Source organism: Pseudomonas sp. BGA-UO-ETr-WB11, from assembly GCF_059567785.1.
On record NZ_JCAQOS010000007.1, the window covers coordinates 180,833 to 205,195 of the forward strand.

Annotated in this window: 27 protein-coding genes; 11 read left to right on the forward strand and 16 right to left on the reverse strand. The window is 62.9% G+C overall.

Going from position 1 to position 24,363, the window contains the following annotated elements; all coding sequences use genetic code 11:
• Positions 1-52: 52 nt before the first annotated feature.
• Positions 53-334 (forward strand): Rdx family protein, encoded by a 282-nt coding sequence (locus AC56DI_RS11620; protein ID WP_496346300.1) that lies wholly within the window; start codon positions 53-55, stop codon positions 332-334.
• Between the two features lies 1 nt (position 335).
• Here the strand turns inward: AC56DI_RS11620 and AC56DI_RS11625 are convergent, their stop codons facing one another.
• A complete protein-coding gene (locus AC56DI_RS11625; protein WP_496346301.1) occupies positions 336-1,208 on the reverse strand; it encodes a DMT family transporter in 873 nt (290 codons plus the stop codon).
• A 126-nt stretch (positions 1,209-1,334) separates the two neighbouring features.
• Complete coding sequence (locus AC56DI_RS11630) at positions 1,335-2,096, reverse strand: helix-turn-helix transcriptional regulator (protein ID WP_496346302.1); 762 nt, start codon at positions 2,094-2,096, stop codon at positions 1,335-1,337.
• Positions 2,097-2,231: 135 nt separating this feature from the next.
• On the opposite strand from AC56DI_RS11630, the gene AC56DI_RS11635 reads away from it, so the two are divergent.
• The gene (locus tag AC56DI_RS11635) at positions 2,232-3,056 is read left to right on the forward strand and encodes a UDP-2,3-diacylglucosamine diphosphatase (RefSeq protein ID WP_496346303.1); all 825 of its coding nucleotides are present in this window, start codon (positions 2,232-2,234) and stop codon (positions 3,054-3,056) included.
• On the forward strand, positions 3,053-4,084 hold the full coding sequence (locus AC56DI_RS11640; protein WP_496346304.1) for a glycosyltransferase family 4 protein: 1,032 nt from the start codon (positions 3,053-3,055) through the stop codon (positions 4,082-4,084). Before AC56DI_RS11635 ends, AC56DI_RS11640 begins: the two co-directional genes overlap by 4 nt.
• Positions 4,085-4,104: 20 nt before the next feature.
• Here AC56DI_RS11640 and AC56DI_RS11645 read toward each other — a convergent pair whose 3' ends face one another.
• Positions 4,105-5,496 (reverse strand): adenylate/guanylate cyclase domain-containing protein, encoded by a 1,392-nt coding sequence (locus tag AC56DI_RS11645; RefSeq protein WP_496346305.1) that lies wholly within the window; start codon positions 5,494-5,496, stop codon positions 4,105-4,107.
• A gap of 177 nt (positions 5,497-5,673) precedes the next feature.
• The gene (locus tag AC56DI_RS11650) at positions 5,674-5,991 is read right to left on the reverse strand and encodes an Mpo1-like protein (RefSeq protein WP_496346306.1); all 318 of its coding nucleotides are present in this window, start codon (positions 5,989-5,991) and stop codon (positions 5,674-5,676) included.
• A 130-nt stretch (positions 5,992-6,121) separates the two neighbouring features.
• Here AC56DI_RS11650 and AC56DI_RS11655 point away from each other — a divergent pair, with 130 nt between their 5' ends.
• Positions 6,122-7,123 (forward strand): AraC family transcriptional regulator, encoded by a 1,002-nt coding sequence (locus tag AC56DI_RS11655; RefSeq protein WP_496346307.1) that lies wholly within the window; start codon positions 6,122-6,124, stop codon positions 7,121-7,123.
• A 6-nt stretch (positions 7,124-7,129) separates the two neighbouring features.
• On the opposite strand, the gene AC56DI_RS11660 is transcribed toward AC56DI_RS11655, so the two are convergent.
• On the reverse strand, positions 7,130-8,584 hold the full coding sequence (locus AC56DI_RS11660; protein WP_496346308.1) for a TrkH family potassium uptake protein: 1,455 nt from the start codon (positions 8,582-8,584) through the stop codon (positions 7,130-7,132).
• Between the two features lie 164 nt (positions 8,585-8,748).
• Between AC56DI_RS11660 and AC56DI_RS11665 the strand changes: the two genes are divergently transcribed.
• Positions 8,749-9,312, forward strand: coding sequence for a nitroreductase family protein (locus AC56DI_RS11665; protein WP_496346309.1), 564 nt, complete (start codon positions 8,749-8,751; stop codon positions 9,310-9,312).
• A 12-nt stretch (positions 9,313-9,324) separates the two neighbouring features.
• Here the strand turns inward: AC56DI_RS11665 and AC56DI_RS11670 are convergent, their stop codons facing one another.
• The 6 genes from AC56DI_RS11670 to AC56DI_RS11695 form a co-directional block, all read right to left on the reverse strand.
• A complete protein-coding gene (locus AC56DI_RS11670) occupies positions 9,325-10,650 on the reverse strand; it encodes a sensor histidine kinase (protein ID WP_496346310.1) in 1,326 nt (441 codons plus the stop codon).
• Positions 10,651-10,747: 97 nt separating this feature from the next.
• Positions 10,748-11,158: an LTXXQ domain protein gene (locus AC56DI_RS11675; RefSeq protein ID WP_496346311.1), complete on the reverse strand. Its 411-nt coding sequence runs from the start codon at positions 11,156-11,158 to the stop codon at positions 10,748-10,750.
• 118 nt (positions 11,159-11,276) lie between these two features.
• Positions 11,277-11,954, reverse strand: a complete 678-nt coding sequence (locus AC56DI_RS11680; protein ID WP_496346312.1) for a response regulator transcription factor — start codon at positions 11,952-11,954, stop codon at positions 11,277-11,279.
• A gap of 7 nt (positions 11,955-11,961) precedes the next feature.
• Entirely contained in the window at positions 11,962-12,381 is a 420-nt protein-coding gene (locus tag AC56DI_RS11685; RefSeq protein ID WP_496346313.1) for an SH3 domain-containing protein, read from the reverse strand.
• 60 nt (positions 12,382-12,441) lie between these two features.
• Positions 12,442-12,741, reverse strand: coding sequence for a YciI family protein (locus tag AC56DI_RS11690; protein WP_496346314.1), 300 nt, complete (start codon positions 12,739-12,741; stop codon positions 12,442-12,444).
• 1 nt (position 12,742) lies between these two features.
• Positions 12,743-13,345: a septation protein A gene (locus tag AC56DI_RS11695; RefSeq protein WP_324519575.1), complete on the reverse strand. Its 603-nt coding sequence runs from the start codon at positions 13,343-13,345 to the stop codon at positions 12,743-12,745.
• Between the two features lie 65 nt (positions 13,346-13,410).
• Here AC56DI_RS11695 and AC56DI_RS11700 point away from each other — a divergent pair, with 65 nt between their 5' ends.
• The 5 genes from AC56DI_RS11700 to rluB all read left to right on the forward strand — a co-directional run bounded on the left by AC56DI_RS11700 (position 13,411) and on the right by rluB (position 18,239).
• Complete coding sequence (locus tag AC56DI_RS11700) at positions 13,411-14,274, forward strand: PHP domain-containing protein (RefSeq protein ID WP_496346315.1); 864 nt, start codon at positions 13,411-13,413, stop codon at positions 14,272-14,274.
• Between the two features lie 13 nt (positions 14,275-14,287).
• Positions 14,288-14,917 (forward strand): L-threonylcarbamoyladenylate synthase, encoded by a 630-nt coding sequence (locus tag AC56DI_RS11705; RefSeq protein ID WP_422586652.1) that lies wholly within the window; start codon positions 14,288-14,290, stop codon positions 14,915-14,917.
• On the forward strand, positions 14,917-15,735 hold the full coding sequence (locus tag AC56DI_RS11710; protein ID WP_496346316.1) for a segregation and condensation protein A: 819 nt from the start codon (positions 14,917-14,919) through the stop codon (positions 15,733-15,735). Before AC56DI_RS11705 ends, AC56DI_RS11710 begins: the two co-directional genes overlap by 1 nt.
• A 46-nt stretch (positions 15,736-15,781) precedes the next feature.
• Positions 15,782-16,678 carry an SMC-Scp complex subunit ScpB gene (gene scpB, locus AC56DI_RS11715; protein WP_496346317.1) on the forward strand — a complete coding sequence of 299 codons (897 nt, stop codon included), beginning with the start codon at positions 15,782-15,784 and terminating at the stop codon, positions 16,676-16,678.
• Between the two features lie 301 nt (positions 16,679-16,979).
• Positions 16,980-18,239, forward strand: a complete 1,260-nt coding sequence (gene rluB, locus AC56DI_RS11720) for a 23S rRNA pseudouridine(2605) synthase RluB (protein WP_324519578.1) — start codon at positions 16,980-16,982, stop codon at positions 18,237-18,239.
• A 46-nt stretch (positions 18,240-18,285) separates the two neighbouring features.
• On the opposite strand, the gene AC56DI_RS11725 is transcribed toward rluB, so the two are convergent.
• The 5 genes from AC56DI_RS11725 to AC56DI_RS11745 form a co-directional block, all read right to left on the reverse strand.
• Complete coding sequence (locus tag AC56DI_RS11725; protein WP_496346318.1) at positions 18,286-19,212, reverse strand: GGDEF domain-containing protein; 927 nt, start codon at positions 19,210-19,212, stop codon at positions 18,286-18,288.
• Positions 19,213-19,481: 269 nt separating this feature from the next.
• Positions 19,482-20,222: a YciK family oxidoreductase gene (locus tag AC56DI_RS11730; protein ID WP_496346319.1), complete on the reverse strand. Its 741-nt coding sequence runs from the start codon at positions 20,220-20,222 to the stop codon at positions 19,482-19,484.
• Between the two features lie 50 nt (positions 20,223-20,272).
• The gene (mupP, locus tag AC56DI_RS11735) at positions 20,273-20,944 is read right to left on the reverse strand and encodes an N-acetylmuramic acid 6-phosphate phosphatase MupP (protein ID WP_496346320.1); all 672 of its coding nucleotides are present in this window, start codon (positions 20,942-20,944) and stop codon (positions 20,273-20,275) included.
• Positions 20,944-21,642, reverse strand: coding sequence for a bifunctional 2-polyprenyl-6-hydroxyphenol methylase/3-demethylubiquinol 3-O-methyltransferase UbiG (gene ubiG / locus AC56DI_RS11740; protein WP_496346321.1), 699 nt, complete (start codon positions 21,640-21,642; stop codon positions 20,944-20,946). Before ubiG ends, mupP begins: the two co-directional genes overlap by 1 nt.
• 36 nt (positions 21,643-21,678) lie before the next feature.
• Entirely contained in the window at positions 21,679-23,004 is a 1,326-nt protein-coding gene (locus AC56DI_RS11745; protein WP_496346322.1) for a TRZ/ATZ family hydrolase, read from the reverse strand.
• Positions 23,005-23,158: 154 nt separating this feature from the next.
• Between AC56DI_RS11745 and mtnA the strand changes: the two genes are divergently transcribed.
• On the forward strand, positions 23,159-24,235 hold the full coding sequence (gene mtnA, locus AC56DI_RS11750; protein ID WP_496346323.1) for an S-methyl-5-thioribose-1-phosphate isomerase: 1,077 nt from the start codon (positions 23,159-23,161) through the stop codon (positions 24,233-24,235).
• The last annotated feature ends 128 nt before the right edge of the window (positions 24,236-24,363 follow it).

Genomic DNA, 24,363 nt, shown 5'->3' on the forward strand with positions numbered 1-24,363 from the left:
GTTGAGGCGTCAGGCTCGCTACTATCGGCTCCCCCTAGTCGAGAGCACGCAGATGAACACGTCCAAAGCCGAAGTGGTGATCAGTTATTGCACCCAGTGTCAGTGGTTATTGCGGGCTGCCTGGCTAGCTCAGGAGCTGCTCAGCAGCTTCAGCGATGACCTGGCGCGGGTCAGCCTGGAGCCGGCCACGGGCGGCACCTTTCGCATTACCTGTGACGGTGTGCAGGTGTGGGAACGTAAGGCCGATGGCGGCTTCCCCGAGGCCAAGGTGCTCAAGCAGCGGATTCGCGACCTGATCGATCCGCAGCGCGACCTGGGCCATAACGACCGCTGAATTAACTAAGGTCGTCGACACTCGGGCTGTGTTTGCTCAGTCTCGCAGAGAGCAGCGTGGCCAAGACGATCAGCGCGCCGCCGCCAAGCATGCGCAGGCTCGGTTGCTCGTGAAACAACCACCAGGCGAAGGCGATGCCGTAGACCGGCTCTAGCGCAAACACCACTGAGGCGCTGCGTGCGTTGAGTACGCGCAGGCTGGCGACGAACAGGCTGTGCGCCAGGGCCGTGCAGAGCAGGCCGAGCAGGGCGATCCACAACCAATCGAGGGCGCGCACCGTCGGCAGCAGGCTCCAGGCCAAGGGCAGGCTGCAGAGCAGGATGCTGATGTTCTGCCACAGCGCCGCCTGGGCCGGGTGCAGGCCGCGGGTGGTGGCGCGATTACTCACCGAGACTAGGGCGAACAGCAGGCCGGAGAGTACCGCCCAGGCCAGCCCGAGGGTGGCCTCGCTGCCGAAGTCAAAATGCGGGGTGACCAGTGCCAGGCCCAGGCAGACCAGGCCAACCACGGCCCACTCGCCACGGCTGACCCGCTCCTTGAACAGCAAGCCTTCGAGCAGCACGGTAAAGGCCGGGAAGCTGGCGAAGCCAAGAGTGGCCACCGCCACGCCCGCGACCTTTATCGCGATAAAGAAACTCCACCAGTGCCCGCCGAGCAGCAGACCCGCCCCGGCCAGCGCCAGGCAGCGCTGCCAGTTGGGACGCACCTGAGCCGCGCCGCGCTGGGTAAACAGGCCTAGCGCGGCAACGGCGAACAGGGCGCGGCCAAACACGATGACGATCGGGGCGGCCAGGGCCAGCTTGCCGAAGATCCCGGAGAGGCCGAAGAACAGCGCGCCCAGGTGCAACGCCAGCAGAGCCTTGCGCCGGTTCATGCCAGGCGCACCTTGCCTGTGCTGTGCAGCGACATGGGCTGGAAATATTGCCATTGGATGATGTGCATCGGCGCCTCCTGAGTAGCCCCAGAGTCTAGGCGGCGCCTGTATGCGCGGTCTGTCGCGCTACTCGTGGGATTTGTCGCGAGACTCGCGGCGCAGCTGACGCGGTGTGCTGCCGAGTTGGCGCAACAGGGCGGCGGTAAAAGCGCTCTGGGAGGCGTAGCCGACCCGCGCGGCGATATCTCCCACCGCCAGGTTGCTGCTCAACAGCAGTTCGCGGCCCAGTTGTAGGCGGTGGCTGCGTACGTAGTCCATGGGCGTCTGCCCGGTTTCGGCCAGAAAGCGCGCATGGAAGCGTGCCGTCGACAGGCCGCACAGGCGCGCCAGGTCGGCGACCTGAAGCGGATGGGCGCAGTGGCGCGTGATGTGAGCGTCGATCAAGGTCAGGGGCAAGCCAGCTTGGGGCGCGGGTTGGCTGCTGCTGAGGCTGGCCAGAAGCAGGGCGGCGCCTTGCTGGGCGATCACTTCGTCGTTGATCGGGCTGGCGGCCAGCCAGTTGACCAGTTGGCTTTGGGCTGGATTGAGCAGCACCCGGCCAGGCCGTTCGAGCAGGCGCTGGCCGGCATCGGCATGGACACCCAGGCGCTGCTGCAGCCATCCGCCTATGGGTACGTCGAGAACCAGGCAGTGGCTGCCCGCCGGGCTGGCGCAGGCGTGATGGGCGCTGGGCGGCACCACGGCGAGGCTGTGGCTGAGCACCTGGCAGCCCTGGCCGGCCACCTCGAAATCCAGGCAGCCGGACAGGCCGAACACCAATTGGGCGTGTGCGTGGCTGTGGGCAATCTGTTCGTGGCGGTACTGGCGCAGGGAGAGGACCGGGTGCATGGCAGACTCCTGAATCGAGCCGGCAGTCTACACCGCCGTGACGTTTTGGCGGCTGTCATTGAATTGCCGCCCAATTGTCATGGCGCTTTCATTGCCGTGACTCAGGCTCGGGGAAACCCAAGCCGGAAGCCGCCGATGACCAGTGCCCAGCTCGCCAGACCGACTCGTAAGCAACGCGTACGCACCCTTTGGGTGTCGGACGTTCACTTGGGCACGCGTGACTGCCAGGCAGAACACCTGGCGGCGTTTCTCAAGCGTTACCACGCCGACAAGGTCTATTTGGTGGGCGACATCATTGACGGCTGGAAGCTGCGCAGTGGTATCTACTGGCCCCAGGCCCACACCAACGTGTTGCGCCGGCTGTTGACCATGAGTAAACGCGGTACTGAGGTGATTTATGTCACTGGCAACCACGATGAGTTCCTGCGCCGTTACTCCTCGCTGATACTGGGCAATATCCAACTGGTCGATGAGGCCGAGCATGTCACTGCAGACGGCCGGCGCTTGCTGGTGGTGCACGGTGATCAGTTTGATGTGATTACCCGCTATCACCGCTGGCTGGCGTTCCTTGGCGACAGTGCCTACGAGTTCACCCTGACCCTTAACCGCTGGCTCAACCACTGGCGTGGGCGTTACGGCTATGGCTACTGGTCGCTGTCGGCCTACCTCAAACACAAGGTCAAGTCGGCGGTTAACTTTATCAGCGACTTCGAAGAAGCCATCGTCCATGAGTGTGCCAAGCGTGGTTTCAATGGCGTGATCTGCGGCCATATCCACCATGCCGAAATCCGCCAGATGGGCGAGGTCGAGTACCTCAATTGCGGTGACTGGGTTGAGTCGTGCACGGCCTTGATCGAACACTGGGATGGCCGTATCGAGCTGTATCGGCTGGCGGAAGATCAGGCGCGCCAGGCCAGCTTGGCGCAGGCTGAGGCGACCAGCGCTGAGCCTGTCGTATGAGGGTGTTGATCGTCACGGATGCCTGGCTGCCCCAGGTCAATGGCGTCGTCACCTGCCTGCAGGCTTTGGTGGCTGAACTGCAGGGGCTTGGTCATCAGGTCAAGCTGCTGACGCCGCAAGATTTTCGTCATCTGCCGTGCCCCAGTTATCCGGAAATTGCCCTGGCCTGGGACCTCTGGCGGGTTGGCCCGGCCATTCGCGCTTTTGCCCCAGACATGGTTCATCTGGCGACCGAAGGGCCGCTGGGTTGGGCGGCGCGCTGTTGGCTGGACCGGCGTGGGTTGGCCTTTACGTCGGCCATCCATACCCATTTCCCGCATTATGTGACTACTCGCTGGCCGTGGCTGCCGCTGTCCTGGGGCTATGCCTGGCTGCGTGCGTTTCATCGGCCGAGTCAGGCGGTGCTGGTCAGCACCGAGCGGATGGCGGCGGAGTTTGGCCTGTGGCGGCTGAGCAATCTGCACCTGTGGCGCAAGGGCGTGAATACCCGGCTGTTTAAACCCTTGGCAGGGCGCACTGAGCCGCTGCCGCCGGTGTTCCTGTATGTCGGTCGGGTGGCGCCGGAGAAAAATATCGGCGCTTTTCTTGATCTCGACCTGCCAGGGATCAAGCGGGTGGTCGGCGATGGCCCGCAACGGGCAGAGCTGCAAGCGCGCTATCCGCAGGTGGAGTTTCTCGGTTATCGCCAGGGCGCAGCGCTGGCTGAAGCCTACGGGGCGGCCAGTGTGCTGGTGTTTCCCTCGCGCACCGACACCTATGGCCTGGTGATGCTTGAGGCCCTGGCTTGCGGTACGCCGGTGGCGGCATTTCCGGTGGCCGGGCCGCTGGACGTCCTGACGGCGGGCGTCAGCGGGGTGATGAACGAAGAGTTGCGTGAGGCCTGTCTGGCGGCCATGGGGCTGTCGCGGGAGGCCTGTGCGGCGCTGGCGGCGCAGCAATCCTGGCGCGCTTCGGCGCTGGAGTTTCTGGCCCATCAGGTCCTGCTGGATGGCCAGCCCTGTCAGTTGGGGCTGGCGCCTTCCGCGTAAGTGAATCTGGGGTTGCCGACTTAGAGGATGACCTTGTCGCGCAGCTTCTCGGCCGCCAGGTTGAGGGCCTGAATGACCTTTTCCTTGTCGTAGTTCTGGATGCCGTTGGTGTCCAGGTACATGGAGAAGCCCGGTAGCTCGTGCTCCAGGTAGCTGGAGCTGGCACCGAGGTCGCGGCGGAAATCCACCACCTGGTAGATCTGCACCGGGCGGGTAAAGCCTTTGACTGTGATCTGGCCCTTGTCGCGGCACATGATCACGTCCTTGACCAGCGAATAGGCTTCGTGGGAAATGAGGATTTCGCCGGATTCGGCCGCGCTCTCCAGGCGGCTGGCGAGGTTCACTTCGCGACCGATGATGGTGTAGTCCATGCGGGTATCGGCGCCGAAGTTACCCACCGTGCAGTAGCCGGTGTTCAGGCCCATGCGGATTTCCAGCGGCTTGGTGATGCCCTGGGCGCGCCATTGCTGGCGCAGTACCTTCATGTGCTTACGCATGGCAATGGCCATGGATACGGCGGCCACGGCGTCCTTTTTTGCGCCCTGGCTGGCTGGGTCGCCGAAGAACACCATCACGCAGTCGCCGACGAACTTGTCGATGGTGCCGCCGTACTTCAGGGCGATCTTCGACATTTCGTTGAGATAGGTGTTAAGCAGGTCGGTGAGGGCCTCGGCCTCCAATTCTTCGGCCAGCTCGGTAAAGCCTTTGATGTCGGAGAAAAACACCGTGAGCTTCTTGCGCTGGGTTTCCAGGCGCACGTGTTTCTTGCCGCTAAAGATCATTTCCCAGACCTGTGGGGACAGGTACTTGGCCAGGTTACGGGCCAGTCGGGCGGCTTTTTCCTGTTCGCGCTTGATGTCGCCGCGGGCCACCGCCAGGTTCAACCCCTGCTGATGCACGAAGTAAGCGGTGATGCAGATATACAGGGTGGTGAACAGCACACTGACCACGGCCACCAGGGCCGGCGTGTTGGCTTTGAGTTGCAGGTTGATCAACGCGCCGGTGAAGATCGCGCCGCTGGCCGCTACCAATAAAGCCAGGCCTAGTTGCCGCAGGCCGCCATTGATCAGGGCGCTGAATGCCAGGGTCAGTATCAGCATCAGGCAGGGCACTACCGATAACCCCAGTAGGGCAATGGCGGCACCGGCATGCAGGGCGTCGAGAAAGAGCAGCACCAGATAGGTTTGCTGGGGGTGGTCGTACTTGAAGCGAGCGCTTACGTGGTGCGCCAGGTGCGGATAAAGCAGGGTGTAAGGCACGAGCCAGAGCAATTCGTTGCCGAAGTAGTGGGCGTAGTTGCCCGCTGCCACGCTGGCCGCCACAGCGATATAGGCGAGAATGCGCGAGTAGTACTCGCGAAGCGGTGGTGTCGGTAAATTATTGGCGCGATGAGCGGGGCTGACAGCTTTCATACGACTTAAACGATCCCTGCTGATGACTGACGCCTCTAGTGGGCGTCTGGGCGGTCTGCAAACCTGGGCCTGAAGTAACCTGGCCGGGGATCATAACCAAGCCGTGTGTCAGCCGCCAAGCAGCGCCGCCCAACGGTGTGCGCAGGCGCTTCAGTGGGAACGTGCGGTGGCGCTTGCTTAGAAGCGAATGCGGCCGGTAAAGGCGTCCTTGAGCATCACCCAGTCGCCGAGAAAGCTGTACAGCGGGTATTTGAAGGTGGCTGGTCGGTTTTTTTCAAACACGAAGTGGCCGACCCAGGCAAAGCCATAACCCACTAGTGGTAACAGCCACAACATCGCCCAGTGCTGGGTGCTGATGGCATACCCGAGAACGCTCAGAACCAGCAGGCTGCCGACGTAATGCAGGCGCCGGCAGGTGTCGTTGCTGTGCTCTTGCAGGTAGAAGGGGTAGAACTCGGCAAAGCTGTTAAAGCGTTCTTGGGTTTGGCTGGACATGGCATACCTCGGGGGTTGGCGGTGCCTGCAGTGTAAGTGGAGTGTCTTCGTGGGCCAGTGACATTGAGTGCCAGTTTAGTATCCTTGGGCCGCCAGCACCCTGTTAGCCCTCCAGAATAAGAATAGTGTTATGAGCCAACGTACCACGTCGTCGAGCTGGGCCCTGGGCATTGTCCAGGCTCTGGAAATGGGCGGTGTCGACTGCCGTAGTCTGTTTCTCGACTTGGGGCTGGATTACGCCGCCCTCGATGACCCGGACGCACGCTTTGCCCAAGACAGCATGACGCGCCTGTGGCTGCGGGCGGTTGAGGTGTCGGGTAATCCAGCCATCGGCCTGAACATGGCCAAGGTGGTGCGCCCCGGCTCCTTTCATGTGGTCGGCTATGCCTTGATGTCCAGCCATACGCTGCAGGAAGGCTTTGCCCGCCTGGTGCGTTACCAGCGCATCATTGCTGAGGGTGCGGACTTGAGTTTTCGCCCCTTGGGGCAGGGCTATGGCTTGATCTTGAGCATTCATGGCGATCATCTGGCGCCGGCCCGGCAGAGTGCCGAGGCTTCACTGGCCTGCACCCTGGCGTTTTGCCGGTGGATCAGCGGTAAGCCGATTACACCTTTGCAGATCTGTTTTCAGGGTGAGCCGCCCAGTGATCTTGATCCCTATCAGCAGGCGTTCCAGGCACCGCTTAAATTCAATTGCGAGCACTATGCGCTGATCTTTGCCCGCAGCGATCTGCAGACACCATTACCCACAGCCAATGCGGCCCTGGCGCAGTTGCATGATCGCTTTGCCGGTGAATACCTGGCACGGTTTTCCGAGAGTCGAGTCACGCACCAGACCCGTCAGGTGGTGTGCCGCCTGTTGCCCCAGGGCGAGCCCAAGCGCGATGCTGTGGCCCAGGCGTTGTGTCTGTCGCAGCGCACCTTGCAGCGGCGCCTGCAGGAGGAGGGCACGAGCTTTCAGCAGTTGCTCGACGACACGCGCCGCGAGTTGGTGGTGCAGTACCTGGCCCAACCCAACTTGACCCTACTGGAAATCGCCTATTTGCTCGGCTTTGCCGATCCGAGCAATTTCTTTCGCGCCTTCCGCCGCTGGTTTGCCAGCACGCCGGGCGAGTATCGCGCCCGGCTGTAACGCCGGTCAGTGCTTCCAGAATGCCTTGGTCAGCAGCACCAGCACGGTAAGGATTTCCAGACGGCCCAACAGCATGCCGATGGTCAGTAGCCACTTGGCGGCATCCGGCAGGGTGGAGAAGTTGCCGACCGGGCCGATGATCGGACCCAGGCCAGGGCCGACGTTACACACGGCGGTGGCGGCGCCGGTCAGGGCGGTGACCCAGTCCAGACCGATCAGCGCCAAGCCGAGGGCAATCAGGCCGATGGTGATGGTGAAGAAAAACGAAAAGGTGATCAGCGAGCGAACGATGTCTTCGTCCAGGTTGTGGCCGTTGTATTGCTGCTTGATCACCGCGCGCGGGTGGATCAGCTGCTGCAAGTTGGCCTTGAGCAGCACATAAGCCACCTGGAAACGGAAGATCTTCAGGCCGCCGGCGGTGGAGCCGGAGCAGCCGCCGACAAAGGTCAAGTAGAAGAACAGCAGCACCGAGAAACTGCCCCACAAGGTGTAGTCACCCAGGGCCACGCCCGTAGTGGTGACCACCGACGTGACGTTGAGGGCAACGATGCGGAAGGCATCCATCCAGCTGTGTTCGGAGTTGGCCCACAGCCAGGTGCCGAACACTAGCCATGTCAACACCAGAAAGCCGACGAAGCCGCGCACCTGATGATCCTTGAACAGGGCTTTGCGGTTGCCGCGCATTGTGGCGACATACAGGGTGAACGGCAGGCTGCCGAGCATCATGAACAGGATGGCCACCCAGTGCACCGCCGGCTGACGCCAGTTGGCCATGGAGTTATCGGAGGTGGAGAAGCCGCCGGTGGAGATCATCGACATTGAGTGATTGATCGCGTCGAACGGGGTCATGCCGGCGAGCCAGAAAGCGCCAAAACCCAGCAGAGTAAGCAGGCTGTAAATGCCGAGAATGTACTTGGCGGCCATGTGCGAGCGCGGCATGACCTTTTCGCCCCAGTCCGAGGACTCAGTCTGGAATAGGCGCATACCGCCGACGCGCAGCAGCGGCAGAATCGCCACCGCCATGCCGATAAAGCCGATGCCCCCCAGCCAGTGCAGCATCGAACGCCAGATCAACAGGCCCGGCGACGCATGGTCAAGGCCGGTGAGCACGGTGGAACCGGTGGTGGTGATGCCGGACATGGTCTCGAAGAACGAGTCCGTATAGCTGATGTGCTGGATGATCACCATCGGCAAGGCCGCGAAGCAACACACCACGACCCAACTGGCGGTGGTCAGAAAGTACATGTCGCGGGGGCGCAGATGGGCGTCTTTAGGCCGGCCGGGCAACATCATCAAGACGCCGGCAACCAGGCAAATCAGGCTGGACCAAAGAAAAGCATCGAGGTCGTCGCTGCGCTCGAACAGCACCAGGGTCAGCATCGGGATCGTCATGCTGACGGCCAGGGTGATGAGAAAGATGCCAAGAATGAAACCGATGATGCGCAGGGTCGAAAGGGCCATGACGTCGGCTTGGGCTCGCAGTGAACGGGGGCGCCATTCTACTCGCGCGGCGGGCGCTGTAAATCAGAGCTTTACCGAGGCCTGTTGGGTTGTCGGCCGGATTTGCCCGTAAGCGCCGCAGCGTGATCGGCTAGAATGCCAACTCTTTGATCTGGAGGTGGCCGATGGAGGCGCTTGACGCTCTGCTTAATCGTGTTTCTGTACCGCGTCTGACGGCGCCTGCGCCGGATGCCGCGCAGCGCGAGCTGCTGTTCCGTGCCGCCTTGCGCGCCCCGGATCACGGTCAGTTACGGCCCTGGCGTTTTCTCACCATCGAAGGCGCCGGGTTAACCGCGCTGGGCGAATTGTTCGCCACCACGCTGCTGGCCGAACAACCCGACGCCAAGGCCGAAGCGTTGGCCAAAGCCCGCGCCATGCCAATGCGCGCGCCTTTACTGGTGGCGGTGATCGCGCGCCTGCAGGCCCACACCAAGGTGCCGCAACAGGAACAGATTCTGGCGGCCGGTTGCGCCGCCCATGGCCTGTTGCTGGCTGCCCATGCTCAGGGCATCGGTGCTGTCTGGCGCACTGGCGAGCTGTCCCATTCCCGTGCGGTCGCTGCCGGGCTTGGGCTGGACGCGGATGAGCACGTCATTGCCTTTATCTACCTGGGTATGCCGGCGGGCGAGTTACGTACGCCGGTGCTGCTCGATCCCCAGGACTTCGTCAGCGCCTGGCCCGCGGTTTAGGCTCAACAGCCCTTAATGCGCTTCGGTCAGCGGTAGTTGTAGGCAGGCGCTAAAGCCGCCATCACGGGCGTTGCTCAGCTCCAGTCTGCCGCCATGGCGCTCGGCGGCGCGGCGCGCGATGGTCAGGCCGAGGCCGTGACCGCTGCTGTCCTGGCCGGGGGCGCGGTAGAAAGCCTCGCCCAGTTTGGGCAGTTGCTCGGCACTGACGCCGGGGCCGTGGTCACGCACGCACAGGTGCAGCCACGGGCCTTGGCGGCGGGCGCTGATCTCAATCGGCTGCTCCGGTGGGTTGAAACGCAGGGCATTACGCAGCAGGTTGTCCAACGCTCGTTCGAGCATCGACGCCCAGCCCAGGCAGTGCAGGTCAGGTTCCAGCTGAATACGAATCTGCTGCTCGGGATCACTTAAACGGGCGTCCTCCTGCAGTTTGCCCAGCAGCCCTGGCAGATCAATCGTTTGGGCGGGCCCCGGATCGGCATCCATGCGCGCCAACGCCAGAATTTCGCTGATCAGCGCTTCCAGGCGATCACACTCCAGGTCCAGGCGTGGCCATAGCTGCTCGCGTTCAGCGTTATCAGCGCGCTCGGCCAGGGCCAGGGCGATGCGCAGGCGCGCCAGTGGCGAACGCAGCTCGTGGGAGACGTCACGCAGTAATTGGCGCTGGCTGCTGATCAGGCTTTGCAGGCGCGCGCCCATGCGGTTGAAATCGTTGGCCAGTACGCCGAACTCATCGCGGCGGGTGGCCAGCTGCGCCAGACTGGTCTGTTGGTACGTCGTTTGTCCGAGGTCATGCACGGCGCTGCGTAAACGTTGCAGCGGGCGGGTGAACGACAGGGTCAGCAGCAGGCTGAACAGGCTGATGACCAGCAGGCTGATCACCAGTGCGCTGAGCGGCCAGAGCAGGCTGTCACGGTGCCAGGCGGCGAGTTCCGGGTAGGGGATGCGATAAATCAACAGGTAGCTGGTGCCACTCTCCGGGCTGGTGTATTCGCCGGTCAGGCGCCGCCAGGGCAGGCGTTGTTCATTGTGCTGGCGGGCTTCGAAGGCCGCGGCGCGGCGCGGAAAGGTGCCTTTGACCAGCGGCTCGCCGGTGTCGTCGAGCACCTGTACATCGACGTGGAAGCGCTTTTTGCGTTTTTCCAGGTAGGCCTGGGCGACTTGTTCGCCGCGATTTTCATAGAGCTGGGTCCAGCGCTCGGCGAGGCCATCGATAGCCGGGTGGTGGTTGAGGACCCAGGCGTCCTGGTTGAGGGCCTTGCCCAGCAGCAGGGTTAACCCCACCAGTACGGCAAAGACCAACCAGAAGCTGGCAAATATGCGCCAGAACAATGACCGCACGGGGACTCCTCAAGCGACAAAACCCGCCGGCCCATAGGGGCGGCGGGGAATATAGGTGGGTTCGGGGTGGCGACCTAACGGCCGTGGCCCGGAGTGTTTACTCGGCTTTTACCGCGCGCTGGGCTTTCCAGGCTTGGAATTCGGCCATTTCGGCGTGGCGCTCGGCCATTTTCTGCAGGGCGGCGTCGTAACCTTTTTGCTGTTCTGGTTTGAGCAGTGCGCGGATGGCTTGCTCGTTCTTGGTTTTGGCTGCTTTCAGTTCGTCCTGCATGGCTTTCTGCTCGGTTGCCGGCAGTTTGTCCATGTAGCGTTGGGTGATGCTGCGGCGGCTGTCCATCTGCTCACGCATCAGCTTGCCGATGCTTTGGCGCTGTTCCTTGCTCAGGTCCAGTTCTTTGAGCATTTGTGCGCCGTGCTCACCGCCATGACGCTTGCCGTCTTCGGGCATGGCCAGGGCGACAGCTGGCAGGGTGGCAGCGAATAACAGAGCAATCAGGGTCTTGCGCATGGTCGTGTCCTCGTCTTGATCCCGGCGATTACCGGATGTGGCCAGTTTAGGGCGGGCAAGGTCAGGGGCGGTCAGGCAAGCGTAAAGGCTGGGTAAAGACGGCAGTTAAGGTCGTGCATTAAAGGCTGTAGTAATAGCCGCGGCTGCGCAGGGCGACGATGCGTGGTCGGCCGTCATCGTGGGGGCGGAGCTTCTTGCGCAGGTTGCTGACGTGCATGTCCAGGCTGCGGTCATAAAGGGTCAGCTTGCGGCCCAGGGCCAGTTGCGCCAGGGCTTGCTTGTCTACCGGTTCGCCGGGCTGCTGCAACAGGGCTTCGAGGATGCGGCTTTCCGACAGGGTCAGGCTGATTTCCTGCTCGCCGATGCTGACTACGCCGCGGGCCTGGCTGTAACTGAGGTCGCCGAGTTGCAGTTGGCTGACTGTGGCCGGCGGCAGGCTGCGGCGCAGCACGGCACGCAGGCGTGCGGTGAGCTCGCGCGGATCACAGGGTTTGGCCAGGTAGTCATCGGCGCCCAGTTCCAGGCCGAGGATGCGGTCCAGTGGCTCGCCACGGGCGGAGAGCATCAGTACCGGCAGCTCTGGGTGCTCGCGGCGCAGGTGCTTGAGCAGGTCAAGACCGCTGCCGTCGGGCAGCATGACGTCGAGAATCACCGCATCCGGGCTGCTCTGCGCGAGCAGGGCGCGGGCGCTGTGGGCATCGTGGCAGGCACTGACCTGAAAACCTTCCTGGCTCAGCCAGCGGCTGAGCAGGTCGCACAGTTCGGTGTCGTCATCGATCAGCAGCAGTTCGCTCATAAGGTGCTCAGTTGGACCATTCGCGCCGAGACCGGCGTTTGCCGCGGGCGAGCATGCCGAGAATAAAGCCGAAGATAGCCACCGCGCCGCCGACGGCAAACCATTGTTGCTGTTCGCCGAGGAAACGCTGGGGTTGCTGCGCCTGGGCGGCCTTGAGTTGCAGCTTGAGGCGCTGATTGTCCTGGCGCAGGCGCGCAAGCTGGGCGTTTTCCTGCTCGGCCTGGCTGCCTTCCAGTTGTGCGCTGAGTTCGCCACGCAGGCGCTCGCTCTCAGCCAGACGCTGCTCCAGCTGGTCAAGCTGTGCATTCATGGCGCGCACCTCGGCGTTGACCACGCTGGTGATGACCGGAGCGGGCGTTTGTTCGGCCAGGGCGGCCTGGGCAAACACACTGAAGCTGACGATAAGAGCAAGCTGGCTGAGGCGCATGGGAACTCCGGTTTCCTGAATTATTATTCTTGTGGTTGGCGGGGCGGGCAGCGCCTTGCCTCAGGGCAAGACTTGCTTGAACGGTTTCACCAGCACGTTGGCATACACGCCGGCGGCACGGTAGGGGTCGGCATCGGCCCAGCTTTGCGCGGCGCTGAGGGAGTCGAACTCGGCCACGATCAGGCTGCCGCTGAAACCGGCGGCGCCGGGGTCGTTGCTGTCGATGGCCGGGTGCGGGCCGGCCAGTACCAGGCGGCCCTCGCTCTGCAATTGGGTCAGGCGGGCCAGGTGGGCAGGGCGTGCGGCCAGGCGCTGGTCGAGGGAGTTGGCGATATCAGTGGCGATGATGGCGTAGAGCATGTCAGTCCTTGGAGTCGGTAGGCCCATTGGCCGGTTGTTCATCATGCAGGTGGCGCGACAGGTAAATACCCTGGCCCACCAGGAACAGCAGGGTCATGCCCAGGCTGCCGAACACCTTGAAGTCGACCCAGATGCTCTGAAAGGTAAAGGCGACGAACAGGTTGGCGCTCCCGGCAATCAGGAAGAAGGCGATCCAGGCCAGGTTCAGGTTGCGCCACACCGGCGCCGGCAGGCTGATGGCATGGCCCATCATGCGCTGGATCAGCAGCTTGTCGCCGATCCAGTGGCTGCCGGCAAAGCCCAAGGCAAACAGCCAGTTAACCACCGGGGCTTTCCATTTCAGGAAGGTTTCGCTGTGGAACGCTAGGGTCATGCCGCCGAACAGCAAGCAGGCCGCCAGGGTCAGCCATTGGCCTTTCTCCAGGCGCTTTTGCACGGCGAACAGCGTGCCATAGACCACCACCGAACTGGCGATTAGCACGCCAGTGGCGCTGAAAATACCGCCCAGTTCAATGCTCTGGCCGGCGAATTCGACGGTGCGGGGGTCAAGCTTGAAAACGATGAAAAACAGCAGAAGCGGAATGAAATCGATGAATTGTTTCACGGCAGCAGCCAGGAGGAGGATGTGGCGGCATAATAACAAACATCAAACATAGCGAAAGTAGCCTGATGAACGTCGATCTGCACTGCCACAGCACTGCTTCCGACGGCGCCCTAGCGCCGGCGGCAGTGGTGGCGCGCGCCCATGAAAACGGGGTGCAGATGCTGGCCCTGACCGATCACGACACCCTTGAAGGCCTGGATGAAGCCCGCGCGGCTGCCCAGGCGCTGGATATGCACTTTATTAATGGCGTGGAGCTGTCCTGCACCTGGGGCGGGGCGACCATTCATGTGTTGGGCTACGGCTTTGCCGCCGATGCGCCAGCCCTGGTGCAGTCGATCAGTGAATTGCGTGACGGCCGTTGGCTGCGTGCCGAGGAAATCAGTCTGCGCCTGGCGGCCAAAGGCATGCCTGGCGCGTTGGACGGCGCCCGCGCGGTGCAGCAGGAACTCGGCGACAGTGGCAACGCGCCGGCCCGCCCGCACTTTGCCGAGTTTATGGTGCGTGCAGGTTTTGTCCGGGATCGTGCCGAGGCGTTTCGCAAGTGGTTGGGGTCGGGCAAGCTCGGCGACGTCAAACAGCACTGGCCGACCTTGGAGCAGGCAGTCGGCACCCTGCGCGAAGCGGGCGCCTGGGTCAGTCTGGCGCATCCCTGGCAGTACGACTTTACGCGCAGCAAGCGCAGGCGCTTGATTGCGGAATACTGTCAGGCCGGCGGCCAGGCCCTGGAAGTGGTGAATGGCATGCAGCCTGCCGAACAGGTCGGCGGGTTGGCCATTCTGGCTCGCGAATTTGCCTTGTTGGCCAGCGTTGGCAGCGATTTCCATGCCCCCGGCGACTGGTCTGAACTGGGTCTGCACCGCCCGCTTCCCGAAGATCTGTCGCCTTTGTGGACTCGGTTCGACCATGACTATTCATCACCTGCATGCTGAAGAGGCAACCGACGTGAGCCAATTTTTCCAGATCCATCCGGAAAATCCGCAGGCGCGCCTGATCAAGCAGGCGGTGGAAATCATCAGAAACGGCGGCGTGGTGGTTTACCCCACGGATTCTTCCTATGCCGTTGGTTGCCACATCGGCGATAAGTCTGCGGTCGAGCGCATTCGCCGCTTGCGCCAGCTGGACGACAAACACAACTTCACCCTGGTGTGCAGCGACCTGTCGCAGTTGGGCCTGTTCGCCAAGGTCGATACAGGCGCCTTTCGCCTGCTCAAGGCCCATACGCCGGGGCCTTACACCTTTATTTTGAATGCCACCCGCGAAGTGCCGCGCATGCTGATGCACCCCAAGCGCCGCACCATCGGCTTGCGTGTGCCGAGTCATCCGATCGCCATGGCGCTGCTGGAGCAGCTGGGCGAGCCGCTGATGAGCGTCAGCCTGATCATGCCCGGTGACGCCGAGCCGTTGAGTGATCCGTACGAAATGCGCCAGGTGCTCGAGCACCATGTGGACTTGATCATCGATGGTGGCTTTGGCGGCCTGGAAGCTTCGACGGTGATCAACCTGGCCGGCGACGAGCCGGAAGTGATTCGCGTCGGTTGTGGCGACCCAGCACCGTTCGCGGCGCAAGCCTGATGAGCGACGCCACGGTTGCGGTTGATCCGGCCAGCGCTCAGCAGGAGTTGCCGTTTGCCCTGGTGTACGGCCAAGCCGTCACCGAGATGCCGCTGGATTTGTATATCCCGCCGGATGCCCTGGAAGTGTTTCTCGAAGCTTTCGAGGGGCCGCTGGACCTGCTGCTGTACCTGATCCGCAAGCAGAACATCGATGTGCTGGACATTCCGGTGGCCGAGATCACCCGCCAGTACATGGGCTATGTCGAGCTGATGCAGTCGGTACGCCTGGAACTGGCTGCCGAGTACCTGGTCATGGCCGCCATGCTGGCCGAGATCAAGTCACGGATGTTGTTGCCGCGCTCGGCGACAATCGAAGAAGAGGAAGACGACCCGCGTGCCGAACTGATCCGCCGGCTGCAGGAGTATGAGCGTTACAAGGCCGCGGCCGAAGGCATCGACCAGCTGCCGCGGGTCGGTCGCGACCTTACCGTGCCGTGCCTGGAAGCGCCGCAGGCCAAGGCGCGCAAGCTGTTGCCGGATGTCAGCCTGGAAGAGCTGCTGTTGTCCATGGCCGAGGTGCTGCGGCGTGCCGACATGTTCGAGAGTCACCAGGTCAGCCGCGAAGTGCTGTCGACCCGCGAGCGCATGAGCGAAGTGTTGGAGCGCCTGAAAGGCGGCGCTTTCGTGCCCTTTGTCGCGTTGTTTCTGGCGGAAGAAGGGCGCTTGGGCGTGGTGGTGACTTTTATGGCCGTGCTGGAACTGATCAAAGAGCAGCTGGTGGAACTGGTGCAGAACGAGATCTTTGGCCCTATTCACGTCCGTGCGCGGGCTGAATGATTGACCTGCTGGCCCAGCCGCAGGCACGTGACTCAAGAGTGCAACGATGAACCTGAACGAACCTCGTGAACTGGCCTCCTTGCTGGAGGCCTTTATGCTTGCCTCGGGCAAACCGCAGTCGCTTGAACGCTTCTATGAGCTGTTCGAGGAGGCCGAGCGGCCGGAGCCGGCGGTGTTCAAGAAGGCCCTGACGCTGTTGGGCAAGTCCTGTGAGGGCCGTGCCTTTGAGCTGCAGGAGGTTGCCAGCGGCTATCGCCTGCAGGTGCGCGAGCGTTACGCGCCCTGGGTCGGGCGGTTGTGGGAGGAGCGTCCGCAGCGCTATTCCCGCGCCATGCTGGAAACCTTGGCACTGATTGCCTATCGCCAGCCGATCACCCGTGGCGAGATCGAAGACATCCGCGGCGTGGCGGTCAACAGCCAGATCATCAAGACCCTGCAGGAGCGCGAGTGGATTCGCGTGGTCGGCCATCGCGATGTGCCGGGCCGGCCTGCGATGCTGGCGACCACCAAGGCCTTTCTCGATCACTTCAACCTCAAGGGTTTGGACGACTTGCCGACCCTGGCTGCCTTGCGTGAGCTGGAGCCCGAACCGCTGCTGGCGTTCGACGAAGACCTGCCGGTGCCCGCCGGCCTGCAGGCGCGCGCCGACGCCGAACTGGATGCGGACGGCGAGCCGCTGCCGGCCGAACCACGCGATGAAACCAGTTTCCGTAGCCTGCTGGCCGAGCTGGATGGCATGGAGCAGGGTCTGAAGACTGACTTCGATGATTTGCTTGAGCTGCCAGAAGTGCCCGAGCCGGCGGCGTTGGCGGCGGTTTCGCCTGCGCCAGTGGCCGACCTGGTTGCCCTTGAAAGCGCGCCAGAGCTGGATGCCGACGCCGAAGAAGAGGCCGCGCTCGCGCGGGCAATCGCCGCCGAGGCGCTGGAGCGGATGCGCGATTGACCCTGCCGTTGGGCGGTTGATCTCACTGCCGGTTGTCGTTGCGCTAGCAGGCCGTTGAAAACGTAAGCGAGGCAGGCAAGACAAGGCAAAAACAGGCGAGGACGCGGAGTTTACGAGCTGTAAATGAGCATCCGAGCCTGTTTTTAACGCAGGATTGCCAACGCAGGTAGTTTTTCAACAGCCTGCTAGGCTCAGTCGTGCGCGCGACTGTTAATGAGCGTATGATTCGCGCCCTTTTGGCGATTAGTCGCCGCGCTTTATCCATCACTATTAATTAACTGTCACACCGGGAGGTGCCCAGATGAGTGAGTCCGAATACAGTCCCGCCGGGGAAAAACTACAGAAAGTCATGGCGCGCATGGGCTTAGGCTCGCGTCGTGATATCGAGAGCTGGATCAGCCTCGGTCGCGTCAAGGTCAACAATAACGTGGCCACCTTGGGTCAGCGGGTTGATTCCTTGGACGCCATTAGCCTCGATGGCCGCCTGCTCAAGCGCGAAGAAGGCGGTGAGTCGGTTCGTCGTGTGCTGATCTACAACAAGCCCGATGGCGAGATCTGCACCCGTGACGACCCAGAAGGCCGTCCGACCGTGTTTGACCGCCTGCCACGGCCGAAAGAAGGCCGCTGGATCAGCATCGGCCGCCTCGACATCAACACCACCGGCTTGCTGATGTTCACCACTGACGGTGAGTTGGCCAACCGCCTGATGCACCCTTCCAACGAGATGGACCGCGAGTACGCCGTGCGCGTGCGCGGTGAAGTCGACGAGGAAATGATCGAGCGCTTGAAAGCAGGCGTGGTCCTGGAAGACGGACCGGCGCGCTTTACCGACATCAAAGAAGCGCCGGGTGGCGAAGGCTTCAACCACTGGTATCACTGCGTGGTGATGGAAGGCCGTAACCGTGAAGTGCGTCGCCTGTGGGAATCTCAGGGCCTGGTGGTCAGCCGCCTGAAGCGCGTGCGCTTCGGTCCGGTGTTCCTCACCTCCGATCTGACCATGGGACGTTGGCGTGAAATGGGCCAGCGCGAGGTGGATATCCTCAGCGCTGAAGTTGGCCTAACCCCGATTGCCTTGCCGGGCATGAAGGAAAAGACCCGCGAGAAGCTCGATCGTATGCAGCGCAAGGCGGCCAAACCGGTTGGCCGTGGCGAGCGTCCGGCGCGTACCTTGCGTCCGGCCCACGGCGGTGGCGACAGCGCTTCGCGTCCGTCCGCGCGTCGTGAAGGGGCTGAAGGTGCGCCACGCGCGCCGCGTCCGCAAGGCACTGGCGAGAATGCTGAGCGCGGTTCGCGCACGCCACGTCCTGCTGGTCGTAGCGACTCGTCTGAGCGGGGTTCGCGTCCGGCCGGTCGTGGCGACTCGTCGCGCGGTACGCCGGTGGCTGATCGTCCGAACGACAGCGCTAACAAGCGTCCAAGCAAGCCTAGTGGCCGTGCCGGTGTTGAGTTGGCCGATCGGCCCGCGCGCAAACCTGCCGGTGCGCCGGCCAAGCGTGGCGGTCGACCAGCTGGCGACGGCCAGCGACCAGGCTTCGGGCGCACACCGCGCAAGCCGCAGTAACAAAAATGGGCTCCCTCGGGAGCCCATTTTTTTGTCTCGAAGTTGCTTAGCCAGCCATGGCCAGGCGGTTGCGGCCGTCGCGTTTGGCAGAATACAGAGCGGTGTCTGCGCGGCGCAGGACGCTGTCGACGGATTCAGCCGGCAGCAGGGTGGCGCAGCCGAGGCTGATGGACAGTTCGATGGCGCGGCCCTGGGCCAGGCATTGCAGGTCCATTACCGCGTGACGCAAGCGCTCGCCAACCATGGCGGCGGCCTCACGGCTGGTGTTGGACAGCACCACGAGAAACTCTTCACCGCCAAAGCGGAAGATCATGTCGATGTTACGCAACTGGGCCTTGAGGGTCGCGGCAATGGCTTTCAGCACTTCGTCGCCGGTGCTGTGGCCGTAGGTGTCGTTGATGCGTTTGAAGTGGTCGAGGTCAAGCATCAGCAGCGACAGCGGTTGTTGGGTGCGCCGTGCTACGTCAACTTCCCGTTGCAGCACCTGATCCATGGCCAGGCGGTTACCGGTATCGGTCAAGGCGTCGCGCAGGGCGCTGCGCATGGCGTTGCGATAGAGCAAGGCGTTACGCAGTGGGAACAACAGGCTGGCCAGCAGGGATTCGAGTTGGCCGAGTTCTTCTTCGGCAAAGCGCACGCCGCGGCGAAAGGTCAGCTCGCCGAGGTATTCGCCTTCATGGCTGAGGCGGTAGCACGCCGAGTGGCTGGCGCGCACGCCGAGGTCAAGGCGCAGGTCGCTGGCCGCCAGTTGATAGCTCAGGGCCCCCAACGGCACCAGGCGCTGCACTTCACGGAAAAACAGGCCGAGGATGCGCTCGACGTCGAGGCTGGTCTGCAGTTGCAGGCTTAGCTGCTGGCGCAATTGGGCCAGGCTGACCGGGCGCAGAGACTGCGTGCGGTTGCTGGAAAAGCCCAGGCGCTGCAGTTTGGCGGCGTCGAAATCGATGGTGTTGGTTTGGCTGTGGGTGACCATGGTGAACCTCTGGCGCTCAATGCTGCGACAGTAGGCATAGAGCGAATTCCATGCCAGGTTCTGGATTTTGGTGAAAAGGCTTTGTTTATCAGTGAGTTGAGAGCGGTGTAAGGTGCCGTGTGGCGAGTCTTTGCCGGTTCTCTGACGCGACTGCTGGCAATCTGATGCCGCTTGCTAGAGGTGGCCGCCGGAAAACCGGCGGTCGTTTGTCACAGGGTCTTTTGCCGCTGCATTCGTGGTTCACGATAAAGCGGCAACAGCCCCTTGTCTTACTGCGCGTCGAAAGCCTGACCGTTGACGCCGATGCTGTCTGGACCCATCAGGTACAGGTAGAGCGGCATGATGGCTTCGGGCAGCGGGTTGTTGGCTGGGTTTTCGCCCGGATAGGCCTGGGCGCGCATGCCTGTGCGGGTGGCGCCGGGGTTGATGCTGTTGGCGCGGCCTGGGCAGATGCCGTCCATCTCGTCGGCCAACACCTGCATCAGCCCCTCGTTGGCGAACTTTGAGGTGGCGTAGGCACCCCAGTAGGCACGGCCCTTACGGCCGACGCTGCTGGAGGTGAAGATCACCGAGGCATCCTTGGACAGCTTGAGCAGCGGCAGCAGGGTGCTGGTCAGCATAAAGGTGGCGTTGACGTTGACCTGCATGACGCGCATGAAGTTGTCGCCGGATAGCTGCTCCAGCGGCGTGCGCGGGCCGAGGATGGCGGCGTTGTGCAGCATGCCATCGAGATGGCCGAATTCACGCTCAACCATGGCCGCCAGTTCGTCGTACTGATGCGCCAGGGCGGTTTCCAGGTTGAAGGGGATGACGGCGGCCTGTGGGTAGCCGGCGGCTTCGATCTGGTCGTAGACCTCGTTGAGGTTGTCCTCGGTCTTACCCAGCAACAGCACGGTGGCACCGTGGGCGGCATAGCTTAGGGCGGCGGCGGCGCCGATGCCGCGACCGGCACCGGTAATCAGAATGATGCGGCCCTGCAGCAGGTCGGGGCGGGCGGTGTAGTCGAACATGGCAGGTATCTCGTTATTGCGTAAATGGGTTTGCGCTGCAGTCGGGTGGCTCAGCAACCGCAGAGCGCGCGATCGAGGATCGTGCGCAGCTCGGCAGGATGCTTGACCACCACGTCGGCGCCCCAGTGGTTGGGGTTGTCATCAGGGTGGATGTAGCCCCAGGTGACTGCGGCGGTTTTACAGCCTGCGGTACGCCCGGCTTCGATGTCGCGGGCGTCGTCGCCGACGAACAGGGTGGCGTTGGGGGCGATGCCGATTTTCTCGCAGGCCAGCAGGATCATTTCCGGGTCGGGCTTGCTGCGGCTGACGTGATCCGGGCAGACCAGCACCGCCGAGCGCTGGGCCAGGCCAAGTTGCTGCATGATCGGTTCGGCGTAGCGCAGTGGCTTGTTGGTAGCCACGCCCCAGATCAGTTTGGCGTGCTCGATGTCGGCCAGCAGTGACTCGATGCCGGCATACGGGCGGGTGAGGATGGCGCAGTGCTGCTGGTAGCGCTCCAGAAACTCCTGGCGCAGGTCCTCAAAGCCGTCAGCCTCTGGGGCCATGGCGAAGGCACTGGCGACCATAGCGCGGGCGCCGCCGGAGACCTGGTCGCGAACCAGGTGTTCGGCCACCGCTGGTAAGCCGCGCTCAAGGCGCATGGCCTGGCACACGGCGATAAAGTCCGGCGCGCTGTCGAGCAGGGTGCCGTCCATGTCGAAAAGCACAGCACGCAGGCGCATCAGTCTTCCTTCAGGGTCTGGATCATGTAGTTGACGTCGACATCGCTGGACAGCTTGTAGTGCTTGAGCAGCGGGTTGTAGGTCAGGCCGATGATGTCTTTGACCTGCAGGCCGGTGTCACGGCTCCAGGCGCCCAGTTCAGAGGGGCGAATAAACTTCTTGAAATCATGGGTGCCGCGCGGCAGCAGGCGCATCAGGTACTCGGCACCAATAATCGCAAACAGGTAAGCCTTGGGGTTGCGGTTGATGGTGGAGAAGAAGACCTGGCCGCCCGGCTTGACCATGGCGTGGCAGGCGCGGATCACCGAGGAGGGGTCGGGTACGTGCTCAAGCATTTCCAGGCAGGTGACCACGTCGAACTGCTCGGGCATTTCCTCGGCCAGGGTTTCGGCGGTGGTTTGTCGGTAGTCGACCGACACGCCGGATTCCAGTTGATGCAGGCGGGCTACCGCCAGTGGGGCTTCGCCCATGTCGATGGCGGTGACCGTGGCGCCACGCAGGGCCATGGCTTCACTGAGGATGCCGCCGCCGCAGCCGATATCGAGCACTTTTTTGCCGGCCAGGCTGACGCGTTCGTCAATCCAGTTGACCCGCAGCGGGTTGATGTCGTGCAGTGGCTTGAACTCGCTTTCGCGGTCCCACCAGCGGTGCGCCAGGGCTTCGAATTTGGCGATTTCGGCGTGGTCGACGTTGCTCATATCAGCACCTGTAAATGAAGACTGAAGAATAATGAATTAGCGGGCCGCGATGCGCTCGCCCCACTGGCGGGCGGTCGCCAGCAGGCGTTCCTCGTCCAGTCGGGTTAGCTGGCGGTTGTCGAGCAACTGCTTACCACCGACCCAGACATGTTTTATTGCTTCGCGGCTGCCCGCGTAAATCAGTTGGGAGACCGGGTCATAAACCGGCTGCAGGCCCAGGCCCGAGAGGTCGAAGGCCAGCAGGTCAGCCATCTTGCCCACTTCCAGCGAGCCGGTGTGCGCGTCCAGGCCCAGAGCGCGGGCGCCATTTAGGGTGGCTAGGCGCAAGGCGCGATGGGCGTCCAGGGCAGTAGCTGAGCCGGCCGTGGCCTTGGCCAGCAGGGCGGCGGTGCGGGTTTCGTTGAGCAGGTCGAGACTGTTGTTGCTGGCGGCACCATCTGTACCGATAGCCACGTTGACACCGGCCTGCCACAGCCATTCCACCGGGCAGAAGCCACAGGCCAGTTTCAGGTTGGACTGCGGGCAGTGAATCACTGAGCTGTTGCTTTCTATCAGTAGGGCCAGGTCGTCGTCGCTGATCTGGGTCATGTGTACGGCCTGGAAGCGCGGGCCCAGCAGGCCCAAGCGGGCGAGGCGGGCCAGCGGGCGTTCGCCCCATTGGGTCAGGCTCTGCTGCACTTCGAAGGCGGTTTCATGCACGTGCATGTGAATGCCAGCATCCAGCTCTTCGGCCAGCATGCGGATGTTTTCCAGCTTGTCGTCGCTGACGGTGTAAGGCGCGTGAGGACCGAAGGCAACTGACAGGCGCGGGTGCTGGCGCAGGTCGTCGAACAGATGCAGGCCCTTGCGCAGCGCCTCGTCGGCATCGCGGGCGCCAGGAATCGGGAAGTCCAGCACCGGCACGCTGATCTGTGCGCGGATGCCGCTGGCGTGAATCACTTCGCTGGCCACTTCCGGGAAGAAGTACATGTCCGAGAAGCAGGTGATGCCCCCTTTAAGTTGCTCGGCGATGGCCAGTTCAGTGCCGTCACGCACGAAGGCTTCATCGACCCAGCGCGCTTCGGCGGGCCAGATGTGCTGTTCCAGCCAGGTCATCAGTGGCAGGTCGTCGGCCAGGCCGCGAAACAGGGTCATGGCGGCATGGCCGTGGGCGTTGATCAGGCCGGGGCTGAGGAGCATGTCCGGGAGTTCGCGCACTTCCTTGGCGGCGTGCTTGAGCGCCGTGGCCCGTGGCGCGATCAGGGCGATACGGCCGTCGCGAATGCCCAGGCCGTGATCCTTGAGGACCACGCCGGCGGGTTCGACCGGCACCAGCCAAGTGGGCAGGAGCAGGAGGTCGAGCGGGGCGCTGGCGTCTGGCATGTCGGCTAATCCGGTGAGCGGCTCTGGCGTGGCGCTGGGGCGACGGGCAGAGGGCTGGTGTGTCGGGGTTAAGGGCGCGCCAGTATACCCGAGCGTCTTGTGGGGCGGCTCGCTATAATCGGCGGCTTTTGGTTTCTGGGTGTGGGGTAAAGGTATGCGCGAGCAATTGTTGGCGGCAGAGAAAGTGACCGCCATTGCCTGGCGCGAGGGTGCGCTGCACTTGCTTGATCAGCGCTTGCTGCCGTTTACACAAGCCTGGTTGGCCTACGATTCGGCCGCCGCGGTGGCTGACGCTATTCGTTTGATGGTGGTGCGCGGTGCGCCGGCCATTGGTATTGCCGCGGCCTATGCCGTGGTGCTGGCGGTGCGCGCACGGGTGGCGGCAGGCGGTGACTGGCAGGCGGCGCTGGAAGAGGATTTTCGCCTGCTCAGTGAATCACGGCCAACGGCGGTCAATCTGTTCTGGGCGCTCAACTGTATGCGTGAGCGTTTGCAGCGCCTGAAGGTGGGGGATGATCCGCTGCGGGTTATGGAGCAGGAGGCGGTCGGTATCCATGCCAGTGACCGCGAGGCCAATCTGACCATGGCGCAGCTGGGGATGGAGCTGATTCGCCAGCAGCAAGGCAATTCGCAGCCAGTCATGACCCATTGCAATGCGGGTGCGCTGGCGACCGGTGGCTTTGGCACGGCGCTGGGGGTGATTCGCGCTGCCTATTTGGAAGGGCTGGTTGAGCATGTGTATGCCGATGAAACCCGGCCCTGGCTGCAGGGTTCGCGCTTGACTGCCTGGGAGCTGGCGTGTGATGGCGTGCCGGTGAGCCTGAATGCCGACTCGGCGGCGGCTCATCTGATGAAAACCAAGGGTATTACCTGGGTGATCGTCGGCGCCGACCGAATTGCCGCCAACGGTGATGTGGCCAACAAGATCGGTACCTATCAGCTGGCGGTGAATGCCATGCACCACGGTGTGCGCTTTATGGTGGTGGCGCCCAGCTCGACCATTGATATGAGCCTCGAAAGCGGCGATGAGATTCCCATCGAAGAGCGCGACGGTGGCGAGTTGCTGGAACTGGCCGGTCAGCGGATTGCTGCCGATGTACCAGCGCTGAATCCAGTGTTCGACGTGACGCCTGCTGACTTGATTGACTATCTGGTCACCGAGAAAGGTGTGGTCGAGCGCCCGGATGCCGCAAAAATGGCCCAGCTGATGTGCCGCAAGCGTCTGCACTGAGCCCTGTTTTTTGCCTGTCCTGCGGGCAAGGGTCTGTTCCCGTTTCATTCGCGGCCGCGCCGGAGCCTGTTTTTGCGCGAGGCAAGGCGCGAGGAGCGTGATTTGGTTGTTCCAAATAAGCGACGAGT

Coding starts and splice junctions, on each gene's coding strand:
- AC56DI_RS11620 (WP_496346300.1), top strand. CDS start 53: ATGAACACGTCCAAAGCCGAAGTGGTGATCAGTTATTGCACCCAGTGT.
- AC56DI_RS11625 (WP_496346301.1), bottom strand. CDS start 1,208: ATGAACCGGCGCAAGGCTCTGCTGGCGTTGCACCTGGGCGCGCTGTTC.
- AC56DI_RS11630 (WP_496346302.1), bottom strand. CDS start 2,096: ATGCACCCGGTCCTCTCCCTGCGCCAGTACCGCCACGAACAGATTGCC.
- AC56DI_RS11635 (WP_496346303.1), top strand. CDS start 2,232: ATGACCAGTGCCCAGCTCGCCAGACCGACTCGTAAGCAACGCGTACGC.
- AC56DI_RS11640 (WP_496346304.1), top strand. CDS start 3,053: ATGAGGGTGTTGATCGTCACGGATGCCTGGCTGCCCCAGGTCAATGGC.
- AC56DI_RS11645 (WP_496346305.1), bottom strand. CDS start 5,496: ATGAAAGCTGTCAGCCCCGCTCATCGCGCCAATAATTTACCGACACCA.
- AC56DI_RS11650 (WP_496346306.1), bottom strand. CDS start 5,991: ATGTCCAGCCAAACCCAAGAACGCTTTAACAGCTTTGCCGAGTTCTAC.
- AC56DI_RS11655 (WP_496346307.1), top strand. CDS start 6,122: ATGAGCCAACGTACCACGTCGTCGAGCTGGGCCCTGGGCATTGTCCAG.
- AC56DI_RS11660 (WP_496346308.1), bottom strand. CDS start 8,584: ATGGCCCTTTCGACCCTGCGCATCATCGGTTTCATTCTTGGCATCTTT.
- AC56DI_RS11665 (WP_496346309.1), top strand. CDS start 8,749: ATGGAGGCGCTTGACGCTCTGCTTAATCGTGTTTCTGTACCGCGTCTG.
- AC56DI_RS11675 (WP_496346311.1), bottom strand. CDS start 11,158: ATGCGCAAGACCCTGATTGCTCTGTTATTCGCTGCCACCCTGCCAGCT.
- AC56DI_RS11680 (WP_496346312.1), bottom strand. CDS start 11,954: ATGAGCGAACTGCTGCTGATCGATGACGACACCGAACTGTGCGACCTG.
- AC56DI_RS11685 (WP_496346313.1), bottom strand. CDS start 12,381: ATGCGCCTCAGCCAGCTTGCTCTTATCGTCAGCTTCAGTGTGTTTGCC.
- AC56DI_RS11690 (WP_496346314.1), bottom strand. CDS start 12,741: ATGCTCTACGCCATCATCGCCACTGATATCGCCAACTCCCTCGACCAG.
- AC56DI_RS11700 (WP_496346315.1), top strand. CDS start 13,411: ATGAACGTCGATCTGCACTGCCACAGCACTGCTTCCGACGGCGCCCTA.
- AC56DI_RS11710 (WP_496346316.1), top strand. CDS start 14,917: ATGAGCGACGCCACGGTTGCGGTTGATCCGGCCAGCGCTCAGCAGGAG.
- scpB (WP_496346317.1), top strand. CDS start 15,782: ATGAACCTGAACGAACCTCGTGAACTGGCCTCCTTGCTGGAGGCCTTT.
- rluB (WP_324519578.1), top strand. CDS start 16,980: ATGAGTGAGTCCGAATACAGTCCCGCCGGGGAAAAACTACAGAAAGTC.
- AC56DI_RS11725 (WP_496346318.1), bottom strand. CDS start 19,212: ATGGTCACCCACAGCCAAACCAACACCATCGATTTCGACGCCGCCAAA.
- AC56DI_RS11730 (WP_496346319.1), bottom strand. CDS start 20,222: ATGTTCGACTACACCGCCCGCCCCGACCTGCTGCAGGGCCGCATCATT.
- mupP (WP_496346320.1), bottom strand. CDS start 20,944: ATGCGCCTGCGTGCTGTGCTTTTCGACATGGACGGCACCCTGCTCGAC.
- ubiG (WP_496346321.1), bottom strand. CDS start 21,642: ATGAGCAACGTCGACCACGCCGAAATCGCCAAATTCGAAGCCCTGGCG.
- AC56DI_RS11745 (WP_496346322.1), bottom strand. CDS start 23,004: ATGCCAGACGCCAGCGCCCCGCTCGACCTCCTGCTCCTGCCCACTTGG.
- mtnA (WP_496346323.1), top strand. CDS start 23,159: ATGCGCGAGCAATTGTTGGCGGCAGAGAAAGTGACCGCCATTGCCTGG.